The organism is Mesorhizobium sp. M4A.F.Ca.ET.020.02.1.1, from assembly GCF_004022645.1.
Taxonomy (GTDB): Bacteria; Pseudomonadota; Alphaproteobacteria; order Rhizobiales; family Rhizobiaceae; genus Mesorhizobium.
Genome location: NZ_RZOI01000098.1, coordinates 1 through 12,553, shown reverse-complemented (window position 1 = coordinate 12,553; position 12,553 = coordinate 1). Strand labels below are relative to the sequence as shown.

The 12,553-nt window shown below is 64.2% G+C and carries 12 protein-coding genes; 3 read left to right on the top strand and 9 right to left on the bottom strand.

The genetic code is table 11. The features are described 5' to 3' along the window. The 3 genes from EN742_RS09540 to EN742_RS09530 form a co-directional block, all read right to left on the bottom strand. On the bottom strand, window positions 1–320 hold a 320-nt coding region (locus EN742_RS09540; RefSeq protein ID WP_148670060.1), incomplete at its 3' end, for an SDR family oxidoreductase. Next, window positions 313–1,125 carry a shikimate dehydrogenase gene (locus EN742_RS09535; protein ID WP_126056508.1) on the bottom strand — a complete coding sequence of 271 codons (813 nt, stop codon included), beginning with the start codon at window positions 1,123–1,125 and terminating at the stop codon, window positions 313–315. The genes EN742_RS09540 and EN742_RS09535, both read right to left, overlap by 8 nt. A gap of 4 nt (window positions 1,126–1,129) precedes the next feature. Beyond that, the gene (locus tag EN742_RS09530) at window positions 1,130–2,020 is read right to left on the bottom strand and encodes a 2-hydroxy-3-oxopropionate reductase (protein WP_128332726.1); all 891 of its coding nucleotides are present in this window, start codon (window positions 2,018–2,020) and stop codon (window positions 1,130–1,132) included. Between the two features lie 109 nt (window positions 2,021–2,129). Here EN742_RS09530 and EN742_RS09525 point away from each other — a divergent pair, with 109 nt between their 5' ends. Both EN742_RS09525 and EN742_RS09520 read left to right on the top strand, forming a co-directional pair. Beyond that, a complete protein-coding gene (locus EN742_RS09525) occupies window positions 2,130–2,894 on the top strand; it encodes an aldolase/citrate lyase family protein (protein WP_126056506.1) in 765 nt (254 codons plus the stop codon). Window positions 2,895–2,902: 8 nt separating this feature from the next. Beyond that, complete coding sequence (locus EN742_RS09520) at window positions 2,903–4,120, top strand: FAD-dependent oxidoreductase (RefSeq protein ID WP_126056505.1); 1,218 nt, start codon at window positions 2,903–2,905, stop codon at window positions 4,118–4,120. 88 nt (window positions 4,121–4,208) lie between these two features. Here the strand turns inward: EN742_RS09520 and EN742_RS09515 are convergent, their stop codons facing one another. From EN742_RS09515 to EN742_RS09505, 3 genes are all read right to left on the bottom strand, one after another. Further along, window positions 4,209–7,748 (bottom strand): CHASE domain-containing protein, encoded by a 3,540-nt coding sequence (locus EN742_RS09515; protein ID WP_189347356.1) that lies wholly within the window; start codon window positions 7,746–7,748, stop codon window positions 4,209–4,211. A gap of 310 nt (window positions 7,749–8,058) precedes the next feature. Further along, complete coding sequence (locus EN742_RS09510; protein ID WP_245492283.1) at window positions 8,059–8,805, bottom strand: GGDEF domain-containing protein; 747 nt, start codon at window positions 8,803–8,805, stop codon at window positions 8,059–8,061. A 220-nt stretch (window positions 8,806–9,025) separates the two neighbouring features. Further along, entirely contained in the window at window positions 9,026–9,670 is a 645-nt protein-coding gene (locus tag EN742_RS09505; RefSeq protein ID WP_245492282.1) for a thermonuclease family protein, read from the bottom strand. A gap of 294 nt (window positions 9,671–9,964) precedes the next feature. Here EN742_RS09505 and EN742_RS09500 point away from each other — a divergent pair, with 294 nt between their 5' ends. Further along, window positions 9,965–10,501: a hypothetical protein gene (locus EN742_RS09500; RefSeq protein WP_126056501.1), complete on the top strand. Its 537-nt coding sequence runs from the start codon at window positions 9,965–9,967 to the stop codon at window positions 10,499–10,501. A gap of 36 nt (window positions 10,502–10,537) precedes the next feature. Here EN742_RS09500 and EN742_RS09495 read toward each other — a convergent pair whose 3' ends face one another. From EN742_RS09495 to EN742_RS09485, 3 genes are all read right to left on the bottom strand, one after another. Continuing rightward, complete coding sequence (locus EN742_RS09495; protein ID WP_245455643.1) at window positions 10,538–11,095, bottom strand: hypothetical protein; 558 nt, start codon at window positions 11,093–11,095, stop codon at window positions 10,538–10,540. 2 nt (window positions 11,096–11,097) lie between these two features. Continuing rightward, entirely contained in the window at window positions 11,098–11,628 is a 531-nt protein-coding gene (locus EN742_RS09490; protein ID WP_245455642.1) for a L,D-transpeptidase, read from the bottom strand. 142 nt (window positions 11,629–11,770) lie between these two features. Further along, window positions 11,771–12,553 (bottom strand): AAA family ATPase (locus EN742_RS09485; RefSeq protein WP_128332725.1); only part of this gene is annotated, 783 nt, incomplete at its 5' end.

The window sequence follows — 12,553 nt, the reverse complement described above, 5'->3', positions numbered from 1 at the left end:
TCCTCGTCCAGGTCCTGGTCGAGCACGTGCTTGCCGCTCTGCAGGACGCCGGCGCAGTTGACGACGACATGCGGCGTGCCGAGCACCCCCACGACGGCTTGCGCCAGCGCCTCGACGGAGGCGGGATTGCCGACGTCGGTCTGGACAAACAGGGCACGCGGCGCGCCCGCCGTCTCGCAGGCGAGAGCCGTCTCCTTGCCTCGTTCGGAGTCCCTGCCGGCGACGACCACCTGATAGCTGTCCTCGGCGAAGCGCAGGGCGATCGCGCGCCCAATGCCGGAAGTGCCGCCGATGATGACGGCGGTCAAAGCCTCAGCCATGATGGCGTTCCTTGCGCTCGATATCGAAGAATTCCGCCATGGCTTCCACCTGGAAATCCATCATCGGGCGTCCGGGCTGGATGCGGCAGCCGATCTCCTTCGCCGCCTTGAGCAGCGCCGTCTCGGCCGGCTCCATGATAATGTCGACCACCGTCATCTCCGGAGTCAGCTTGCTAACATCCAGCGGCAACGGATCGCTCGCTTTCAGCCCGGACGGCGTCGCGTTGATCGCCATGTCCATGCCTGACGGATCGGGCTCGCCAACCTCGATGCGGCAGTTCGGAAACGCCCTGCCGACCAGCGCGGCGAGTTTCCCGGCGCGATCCGTGTCGATGTCGGCCAGCCGGATCTCCGCCGCGCCTTCCTCGGCCAGGCAGTAGGTCAGCGATGCCCCGGCGCCGCCGGCGCCGACCTGCAGTATGCGCCGGCCGGCAATCGGATGCCCGCCTGCCTTCAGCCCGTCGATGAAGCCGACGCCGTCGAAATTTTCGGCGTACCAGCTTCCATCCGGCAGCCTGCGCACGGAATTGGCGCTCTGCACCCGCGCGGCGCGATCGTGAGCAGCACTGCATTTGTGGTAGACCGGGACCTTGTACGGCACCGAGATGATCACGCCGCGAATGTTCTCGGCCGCAGTTATGCCGGCCCAGAAGGTGTCGAAATCCTCCGGGCGGCAGCTCAGCGGCACCATCAGGCTATCGAGCCCTTTCTGCTCGAATATCTCGTTGAACATGCCGGGGCTCTTCGCATGGCCCACGGGATGGGCCAGCATGACGAAGACGTCGGCCTTGCCGGTACCGCGCATTGGTTCATTCCTTTCCGTTTGACAGTTCATGGGCGCTGAGGATCTCGAGCGCCTTGACGAGGGACGAGTGGTCGGCTTCGGCGCCGCCTGTCCGGGCCGAGCAGGCATTCATCAGCTGTTGCGCCGTGGCCGTGCTCGGCAGCGCCACGCCGAGCGCGCGGGCGCTTTCGAGCGCAAGGTTGAGATCCTTCTGGTGCAGCCGGATGCGGAAGCCCGGCGCGAAAGTCCGCGCGATCATGCGCTCGCCATGCACTTCGAGCACGCGAGACGAGGCGAAGCCACCCATCAGCGCGCCGCGCACCTTGGCCGGATCGCAGCCGGCCTGGCTGGCGAAGACCAGCGCCTCGGCCACCGCCTCGATGTTGAGCGCGACGATGATCTGGTTGGCGATCTTGCAGGTCTGGCCGGCGCCGTTCTGTTCGCCGATCAGCGTGATGTTCTTGCCGAGCTTCTCAAAGATCGGCAGCGCCCGCTCGAACTCGGCGGCCGGCCCGCCGACCATGATGGTGAGGCTCGCCGCCCTGGCGCCGACCTCGCCGCCCGAGACCGGAGCGTCGAGATAGCCGGCTCCGGCCTCTCGAATCCTTGCCGCGAATTCCGCCGTGGCGATCGGACTGATCGAGCTCATGTCGATGACCAGCTTGCCGGCCGACAGTCCCTCCAGCGCGCCGTTCTGTCCGAGCAGGACGCGCTCCACGTCCGGCGTGTCGGGCAGCATGGTGATGACGATTTCGGATGCTCGGGCAACCTCGGCAGGGGAGGCAACAACCGACGCTTGCAGATCTTTCGGGAGAGGAGAGCGGTTCAGAACCGTGACGATCTCGTATCCGGCATCGGCGAGATGTCGCGCCATCGGTGCTCCCATGACGCCAAGCCCGATAAAGCCAATTTTCATGTGCCAACTCCTGTGCGGCGTCTAAGCGTCTTGCAGCCCAAGCGAGGCGTATGATATAGGACATCATACAAATTTCAATGCACCTTCTTCTCATGGGAGACGATCGCAAATGCAGGAGCGCGTCAATTCGCTGAAGGCCGCCATTTCTGCCGGCCGAGCCCATATCGGCATCTGGTGCTCGCTGGCTTCCGCCCTCACCACCGAGATCGTCGCCGGCTCCGGAGCCGGCTGGGTCCTGGTCGACGGCGAGCACAGTCCCAACCATCTGCGCAGCATCATGGCGCAGCTTCAGGTGATGGGCGGCTTCGACAGCGAGGCGGTCGTGCGGCTACCCTCCGACGACGCCAGCCTGATCAAGCAGGCAATGGATATCGGCGGCCGCAGCCTGATGATCCCGAACGTACGGACAGCGGATCAGGCGCGTTCCATCGTCGCGGCGATGACCTATGCCCCGGGCGGCTTCCGTGGTTTTTCGGTCGGCCACCGCGCCAACGCCTTCGGCCGCATCGCCGGCTATCATGCCAAAGCGCGGGAACAGCAGCTTCTCGCCGTGCAGATCGAGGACGAAACCGGCGTCGCCAATGCCGCCGCGATCGCAGCCGTGGATGGCGTGGACGTCCTTTTCGTCGGCCCCGGCGACCTCTCGACCAACATGGACGCGATGGGCAATCCTAATGCCTCCCATGTCCAGGAGGCGATCGCCTCCGTGCGCAGGTCCGCCACCGCGGCGGGCAAGGCCAGCGGCATCCTGGCGCCGGTGAAGGCCGACGCCGACCGCTATTTGACAGATGGCTTCACCATGGTCGCCGTCGGTTCTGACCTTAGCCTGCTGGCACGGGGCTCGGATGCCCTGATCGCCTCGTTCAACCACTAGGAAAAGTCATGGCGATCCCCCCTTACAAAGCGCCATCGCGCACCGCCTACGACATCGTCATCGTCGGCGGCGCGGTCATCGGTTCGTCGACGGCCTACTGGCTGACCCAGGCGCTGGGCAATGGCGCCTCGATCCTCGTGGTCGAGCGCGACTCGAGCTACGAATTCTCCTCGACGGCGCTCTCCACCAGCGCCATCCGCCAGCAATATTCCAATCCGATCAACGTCAAGATCAGCCAGTTCGGCATCGAGATCATCCGCGGCTTCCAGGAGCGCATGGCGCCCTTCTACAAGGACGAGCCGGCGCCCGACCTCGGCTTTCGCGAGCACGGCTATCTCTACTGCTGCTCGCCCGAAGGCGTGGACGCGGCGCGCGAGCGCGTCGACCTGCAGCGCAGTCTCGGCGCCCACACCGTCTTCCTCGAGCCAGGTCCGCTGAAGGAGCGTTTTCCCTGGCTCAATGTCGAGGATCTCGGCGGCGGCTCCTGGGGCTCGCGGGAAGAGGGCTGGTTCGATTCCATGGGCATGATGAACGGCTTCCGCCGCGCCGCTCGCGCCAGCGGCGTCGAATACATCGACAACGCCGTGACCGGACTGGATCTCGCCGATGGGCGGGTTGTTTCAGTCCGTCTCGCGACAGGTCAGACGGTCGCCTGTGGAACCCTGGTCAACGCCGCCGGTCCGCGCGCGCAGCAGGTCGCGGCGATGGCTGGCCTGTCGATCCCGGTGGCGCCCTACAAACGCTACAGCTTCGTCTTCGCCAGCGCCAATCCGATCCCGGGTCGCATGCCCAATGTCATCGACCTCTCCGGCACCTTCGTGCGTCCGGAAGGCGAACTCTTTCTCACCGGCAACACGCCGCAGGGCGACGGACCGGCCGACTACGACGACTTCGAAATGCACTTCGAGGAGTTCGACGACCATATCTGGCCGGCGCTGTGGCACCGCATTCCGGCTTTCGACGCGCTGAAGGTCCAGACCAGCTGGACCGGTCACTACGAATACAACATGCTCGACCACAACGGCATTGTCGGCTTCCATCCGGAGGTGAGGAACTTCATGTTCGCCAACGGCTTCTCCGGGCACGGCCTGCAGCAATCGCCAGCCGTCGGCCGAGCGGTGTCGGAGCTGATCGTTCACGGCGCCTTCCAGACGCTCGATCTGTCGCCATTCTGCTACGAGCGCATATCGCGCAACGAGCCTTTTCTGGAGGAAGCGGTGATCTGAGTCCGGCTCCGACGCGCGGGCCATGATGAAGATCATAGCGATGCTGACCATCAGGAGGCGCGCCTGGCCCGAATGACGGACCAGACTGTCAGGCAGCGGATTTGAGCGCCGCTATCTTGTGCAGAACGGCGTCACGCGCGCGCTCGAAACGTTGCAGGGCGGGCATCAGGTCGGCGCCGGCGATGCACGATGTCTCGATGTCGCGGCACAAATTGGACAGGGCTTCAAAACCGAGCATGCCCGACGACGAGACCAGTGAGTGTGCGTCGCGTTGGACGACGTCGCGATCGATCGCCTCAGGCGAGATCGAAACGAGCCGGGTCCTGAGCACGTCGGCCAGCTTGTCGAGCAGCTTGTCCACTCTGTTCTTGCCGAGCACCGTCTCGAGATTTCCGAAGACATCGGCATTGAAGTCCCGGCCGCCGTCTGCGGCCGGACCCGGTTCGCCGGCGTTTCGATCCGGCCCGCGGCCGGTGTTGCGGACGATTGCCGCCAGCAATTCGGCCTGCTTGAAAGGCTTCCCGACATGGTCGGTCATGCCGGCGGCCTGCAACTCGGCGAGTTGGAACGGCAGCACGTTGGCGGTCAACGCGACGATCGGGATATCCCGCGCCGGGGAATTGAGCGCCCGGATATGCCGGGTTGCGCTGAGCCCGTCCATGACCGGCATCTGAACGTCCATCAGCACGACGTCATAGGTCCGGTTCTGCACCGCCGCGATGGCCTCCGTGCCGTCGACCGCGATGTCGACTTCGTGTCCGCGGGATCGAAGTACCGCGCAAGCGATGTCACGGTTGATCTCCATGTCCTCAACCAGCAGGATCCGGGCAGGCGCCGTCGTCTGGTTCATCGCCTCGACAAATCGGGAGGGTTCCGCTTCCGAGCCGGCCTCGGCAAGCGCGACTTCGAACCAGAACAGCGAACCTTCGCCGGCCGTGCTTTCAACGCCGATCCGCCCACCCATCAGTTCGACGAGGCGCTTCGAGATCGCCAGTCCGAGACCGCTGCCTCCAAATTCGCGACGGATCGATCCGTCAACCTGCGAGAAGCGCTGGAACAGACGATCGCGCTGTTCGGACGAGATGCCGATGCCGGTGTCGCGGACGGCAAAGCGCAGCCCGACCGGTCCGGCGCCGGAATCGCCGATGCGGTCGACGGCCAGGGTGACACTTCCCGTGGCGGTGAACTTCACGCCATTGTTCAGAAGATTGAGTAGAACCTGTCTCAGCCTGTCCTGATCGCCAATCAGGCGGGGCGGCAAGGTCGGGTCGACCTTCCGGACCAATGCAAGACCCTTGCGTGCGGCGACGCCGCCGACGATCGAGAGCACATTGTCGATCAAGGCGCCGAGCGCAAACGGATGAGCGTCGATTTCGATCTGACCGGCTTCGATCCTGGAGAAGTCGAGAATATCGTTGACGACGGTAAGCAGCGCCGCGGCCGACGTGCCGATGCGCTCGGCATAGCGCCTGTTTTGTTCCGACAGTTCGTTGGAGGAAAGCAGCAGGTCGCCATAGCCGATTACACCGTTGAGCGGCGTGCGGATTTCATGGCTCATGGTCGCGAGGAAGGCCGTCTTGGCTTCACTCGCCTGCTCGGCGTTCATCTTGGCGATTTCCGCTTCGGCCTTGGCAAGCTTGAGTTCCTCGGCTCTCTGCTCCTGAAGCGTGACGTCGCGCTCGGTGACGACCAACTCGGCGGGGCTTCCCGTCCGGTCGCGCACCAGCTGCAGGGTGATTTCCGCCTGCACCCAGTCGTCGTCCTTGCGGTGCAGCGTGAACACGCCTTTCGATTCGTCGATTTCGCCGCGCGCCAGCTTCGCATACTCGGCCTGGAGACGAGATCGCTGCTTTGGGTGGACATCCGAAAACGCATTTGAATTTAGAAGTTCCTCGGCCGTGTAGCCGAGAAGCCGCATGCAGGCAGGCGAGGTGTAGAGCCGCGTTCCGTCGAAGGCGACGCGGCTGATCATGTCCGAGGTATTTTCCGCCAGGAGGCGATAGAGCGCTTCCCGCTCGGCCAGTTCGCTCGTCTTTCGATCGACGAGTACCTTGATCGTTTCGGCACGGCGGGCGAACAAGGACAGCAGGAGGCCGAACAGGGCGGTGAAGACGATGCCGCTCGCGAGCACGAGGAGCGGCTCCCGGCTGGCGACGCTTTGCTCGAACGCGGGCGTGCTGTGCCACGAAAGTGTCCAACGCTGCTGCATCACGTCGACCTGCTTTCGTATCGAAAACGCCGGCGCGGACGCGGACTGGTTGGGCTCACCACTCTGGTAGATCAATGCATCGGCGTTCTCGCCGTCGCCGTCATAGACCTGCAATGTCAGCGAACGGTCTTCGCTCGTCGTCAGCCCGCTCATGAATTTCTGCGCGACGAAGGGCGCATAAATCCAACCGGTCAGGGCCGCGCGTCGCTCGTCGACCGAACCAAGCGGCACGTTCTTGCGGTACATGGGATGGAGCAGGATGAAGCCGTTGCTCTTTGTCTGGTCCTGCACCAGCACGATGCGCTTGGTGATGGCCGGCTTGCCGGTATCTCGCGAGAGAGTCGCGCCCTCCAGGCGATTGCTCTCGAACGCGATGTTGAGCCCAAGCGCCGGACGGTTCGGTGCCAGCGGCTCGATATAGGTGATGATAAAGCGAGGTTCGCCGGGAACGTCGGGGTGGATCGTGAATTGCGGCTGCGCCATCTGCGCCCGTAAAAGGAAGTCCGATATCTTTTCCGCCGGAACGTTTTCGATGTAGCCGATGCCGTTGACGCCGGGCATGCTGCGCTTGAGGTCGAGGACATCGACATAGGAGCGCCACTCTTCGGCACTCACGGAGTTCGATCCTTCGAAGAAGCCGACGCCGCCAAGCAAGGCCTGATCGTAGGACGCCAGGCGGTGCATCAGCGCCTGCTCGTTTTCGATCGCCATGGAGGCGAAAATCGCGCTGTTGCGATCGTAGATGAACTGGTTGCTTGCCTTCCAGCCGTAGAACGTCAGGCCGAGGGGCAAAAGCAGCGTAAGGATCGCGGCAATCGGCAATGCGCCCAGCGGTGTGCCGCGCCAGCTGAGCTGGCGCTTGGCGCCGGGGGCAATGAGCACGATTGGCAAAAAAATGACGATGCCAAGCACATCGCCGCTCCACCATGTGAGCCAGTTGTGCGCCACGCCCGCGGGAGGAACAACGCCGGCGACGTACAGGGAGGTCACGCCAACCGAGGGCGCGACGATGCAGCTGAACGGAGCGGCGGCAAGGAACAGCGCGATGATATCGCGCATGCCCCTGAGATTGATCGGTATCCCGACCACGCGACCGACAAGCCACCGCGCGACCAGGGCCTGCGCGGTCGAGCCGCCAGCAATCGCGGCGGCAACGGCGAGCTTGTCGAGCGCCCAGCCGGTTTCAGCTGAATAGCCGCCGCCGATAGCGGCATTGAGCACGAGCGATCCGACGAAGATCCCCGGCCACAATGAACGCCCGTAGGCGAGCAATGCCCCGACGGCGATGCCGGATGCCGGCCAGATGATTGTCGCGTAGCCGGGCGGCACGGCCAGAAGCAGCCCAAGCTGGCCGGTCAGGTAATACAGAGCCGCAACCGCGACGATCTTGGCCAGCGCGTGCGACAGCGGGCGTTGCATAGGGTGAAGAATCATCACCAAACGCGACATGGTTCGCTCACGAACACCGAGATTGCCCCGACATCCGGCAGGGCGTGACGAAGTGATTCGCTCATTCCTGCGACAGCACGCACATTCGTAAGCCAACCCGACGAGGATCAGAATTCGGCAGATCGCTGCTTCGATCCCGCCGAGATTGCGCCGAACGAGTCAACGCCCGATTAATGCTGCGACTGTCTTTGCCAAAGGCAGAGCAGAGACGCTGATATGCTTCAGAGCCGCTCTCGTTGCATCTGTCCGCTCGTGTTCGGCCGCACTGCCGTGTCGACGCCTAGCTGCTCAGGTGCGAAAATTCCAGACGATCCTGTGCGGCCGACAGGCGTTCTTCCGCCGATCGGAACATGTCCTCGAAGGCAAGCTCGTGCTCGAAGATGACGCCGCCGACCTGAACGGCGAGCACGTCCTCCGTTCCCTTGGGCGCGAAATAGACGTCGCGCACCCGCGCCTTGATGCGTTCGCCGATATCCTTGGCGTCCTTTTCGCTCGCGCCGGGCAGAAAGACGCCGAACATCGAGGTACCAATGCGGCCGACGAGATCCTCCTTACGAACCGATGACTGGATGGTCGAGGCGATGAGCCGCAGCGCCTCGTCGCCCCACTCCAGGCCGAAGCGCAGGTTGAGGGATTTGAGATGCTCGGGATGGATGACCAGGAAAGCGCCGGAGCGCGGCCCGTCCTCGGACGGTTTCGCGGCCCGTCGGTCCACCATCGACGTGAAGACTGGTCCGTTCAGGCAGCCGGTCAGCCTGTCATAAGTCGCCGACCGGTTGAGCTCTTGCCGATAGCGGCGGATCTCGGCCTGCTTCGAGCCGAGCAGCAGGAACAGCGGCAGGCCGATGGCAACCGGTACAAGCGTTGCCGTGATCACGCTGCGCGCGAACGGCGTCAGCGCCTCGCTGAACAAAAGCAGGTAGTTGAGGCCGAGCGAGAGGATGAGGCAGGCGGCCGTCCCCAGCACCGTCAGCCACGCGACATCTTTCCAGGCTTGTGCAGGGGGGGTCGCTGTCGGTTTGGTCACTGGCCAATCTCCTGTCCGATGCGCTGGCATAAGGCCGGTGTGTTGCAATTTCGGTTTCGACGATCCGTACAATTTGATCGATGGTGCGGAAAGACCGATCAAACCGGCCCGCGCCAAGAAAACTGCGCCGCAAGGGTTAACAAAACAAATATCGAAGGCGGCTGTTGGCGCAGGCCTGGCGGGCAGCCTAAGGTGAACGGGCCCTGGTTACACTGGCAAACTAGCGAGGCGGTCCGAATATGCCCATCTCGGCATTTCTGGCCGTTGCCTCGGCCTTGCCGTAGATACCGCCGGGCAGCGCCATCGCCCAGCCATTGGAGACGAGCCAGGCGCCGACATCCTGCCTGCCGAGCTTGCAGGGCGCGGCAATCGTGAAGCGGTCGACATCGGGCGGCACCAAGCATTTCAGCGCCCGCCCGCGCAGCCAGGCATTGAAGGCCGCCCGCGCGCGCTGGCCGCACGGCCAGGCGGCTTCGTGAAAGGAACAGCTCCTGTCGGGGTCGATGCCGAGGGTGCCGCTGATCGCCACCGTTCGCCCCATCGCCTCGAAGGTCGCCGACGAGGTGGCGATCGGGCGATAGAGCCGCGTCTCGCGCCAATCGTCCGGCATCGGCGTCTTCGGCCAGTATGCGAGACCGAGTTCGCCAAGTGGCGGACGGGGCTCGACCCGCTCGAACCGGGATGCTTCGAGCTGCGGTGGCGCGATAAGCTCCTGGGCGATCTTGCGTGCAGGTTGCCGCGGTCCGGCATCGAACACAGGCAATGCCGTTGGCAGCGGCTGATTTCTGACGACGTTCAATGCCGGCGTGGCCCGGTTGACCCCGATCAAAGCGCCGGCGTGAAGGATCAGCAGGACTCCGGCCACGAGCTCGACACTCCCTAACGCGATCGCTAGGCGAGACCTTCCCACAGGGACGCCGCCGCTCATCGGCGATGTCCCGGAGCTTGCTGTCGAACAGAAGGCCGACTTGGCAAACTGCTTGAGCGCACCCTTTCAACCCCCGATGAAACGGCTCCGGCCGCCTGAACCCGCGTTTGCGTCCCAGCGGCCCAGCATAGCACGGGTAAGAAGGATGCCGAAGCAAGCGGCTTGTTAAGCTTCGTTAAGGCTTGCGCAATCTCTATTGCCTATTCTGGCCTCGGAATTGTCGAGGACGACATGAAGCGCAAACCGATACTGCTCTTTGCATTTCCGGCCCTCATGCTGCTCATCCTGGCGGCTGAGCGAGCGGCGACATTCCTGCTCGGCGCCTATCCCGCCAGTCCGACGATATGGCGGGTCTGGCTGGAGCTGCGGCCCTTGGCGACGATGTTCTGGCAGCAGGTCGACCTCTATCTCGGCGCTTCGATCGCGCTTGACGCCGCCATCCTCGCCGCTGCCGCGATCGCCTGCTGGATGGCGTGCCAGGCGAAGGCATCGGCCGCCTTCTTCCTGGCCAACCATATCGCCATTCTATTCGCTGGGCTGATGATCGCCGCCGGCAGCCATTCGGAGACGGCGAGCACGATTGCCGCCTTCACCGCGCCCAGCGGCATCCCATTCTCGCTGGCGATCGATTTCACCATGAAGAACAGCCTGGTGCTGATCCTTGGCACTGCGGCGTGCGCCTATTGCCACGTCGCCTTCCTCAGCGAAGCGCGGCAGCGCGCTGAAACACGCGCGATCCGTATTCTCGCGCTGCAGCGGGACTTCTAGACCTGCTGCCTCAATCGCCCGGAACGCCCGGCAACCTCAGTTGATTTTCCGGTAGTAGACCTTGCCGTCCGCCTGCTGGATACGCTGGTAGGCAGGGTTCGGGGCAGGCGGCGCTGCTCGCTTCCTAGGCTGTGGCATTTCGACCGACCCTGGGTTCGCCATGTTTTCGGCGACGGCCGGCGTCTCCGCCTCGCTGCTGGTGGGGGCTACTGCCGGCTCCGGAGCGCTGGCCATAGGTTCGTCGGCGATGGAAGGCCGGCTCTGCCCCAACCGGGCGATACCGCCGTTGACCTCGTTGAACTTCGCCTGCAACTGGTCGTCGAGCTTTTCGAACCGGCTCTGGAAACCGTTGTTGACGGTATCGAGCCGGGCGCTAATGCGTTGCTCGAACTGACCGAGCTGCTCCAGCCGCGCTTCCACGCTGCGCAGGTCGCTGATGCCGCGGTAGAGGTAGACGGCTGCGGTCAGGTTCACCAGCGTGACCAGCGCGGCGCCCGCCACGACAACGCCGATCGTGCCTTTGCGGCTGGGTTTGCCGACGGCGGCTTCCTGAGCGCCGAGCTCGATTGCCGGAATGTCCGGGTCCCTGATCATAGTCATTCCACCACCACCTTTGCGCCCACCGCGACGCGTTTGAAGAGATCGATCACGTCGGTATTGGTCAGGCGAAAGCAGCCCGACGTGCCGTCGAAACCGACACCCTTGGGATCGTTGGTGCCATGTATGCGATAGAGCGTGTCACGTCCGCCGCGTGAAAGATAGAGCGCGCGCGCGCCGAGAGGGTTGTAGGGCCCGGCGGGCACCATCGCCGGCAGCTCGGGCTGGCGGGCGCGCATCTCCTTGGGCGGCCGCCATTCCGGCCATTCGGTCTTGGCCCCGACCTCGACCGTCCCGGTCCAGCCGAAGCCGTCGCGGCCGACGCTGATCTGGTAGCGCAGCGCCTGGCCCCGGTTCGTCACCAGATAGAGCGCCTTCTCGTCCTTGCGGATGATGATCGTGCCGGTCTGTTCGCTGGTCTGGAAGGCGACCGCCTTGCGCAGGCTTGGCCCCATGGCCGGCAGCGGCGGCCGGTCGGCAAGCGCGGACCTGGCCCCGGCCGGCGGCAGGCTCGACGCCAGCGCTGTCACCGCGATGCACGCGCAAGCGAGGGCACGGATAATTTGCCACCTGGAGCGGTTCAGCGTTTCATGGAAACGCAGACCCGCCCCGGGCATCTGTCTTGACGCAATTCCGGACGGAAAACCGCTGCGCACTTTTCCTGGAACTGCTCTAGCGACTGGCATCGCTGAGCCGCTCCTTGAACATCAGCTTCAGGTCCTTGTTGAAGCGCGCCCGCCCGTCGACTTCGGAGGGCAGAATGGCGCGATTCAGCGCGTCGGTCAAAAGCGCGTTGTCGAGCGCCACCGACTTGATGTGCGGCGCCTTGAAGATCTTCTCCAGCTCGCTGCGCGAGAAGTGGTTGCCGAACCATTTGCGCTTGTGCTTGTTGGCCACCAGCGTGATGTTCACCTGGTTGCCGCGCAGCTCGCGGATCTTCTTGTAGAGTCGCTTGCCTTGCCTGAGCGAGGCGACGTTGAGCTCGAAGACGATGAAGATCTCGTCGCTCGTCTGCAGCACGGAATTGTGCCAGGGCGTCTCGATGTTAGGCAGGTCGATGACGATGTCGTCGAACCGGTAGGCGACGAGGTCGAGCAGCCGGAAAACGAAATCGGCGCCATGCGGCTCAAAGGGCAGCTGCGGCCGCTCGAAGGAGTAGAGCGTGAGCCCCGACGGGCGCGACAGCTTGATCACGTCCATCAATTCGACATCGAGGCGCTCCGGCTGGCCGATGATGCCCGAAAGGTCGAACTGGTTGAACTGGTTGAGATAGGCGCCGCAATTGGCGCTTTGGAAATCGAGATCGACCAGGCAGGTCGAGGCCGCGCGCTCGGTCGACTTGCCCGCCAGGTATTCCGCCGCCGATAGCGCGAGCGTGGTGGCGCCGGCGCCGCCGCTGGCGGCGATGAAGGTGATGATGCGGCTCTTGGTGCCCTGGTTGCCGGTGTCGTGGAA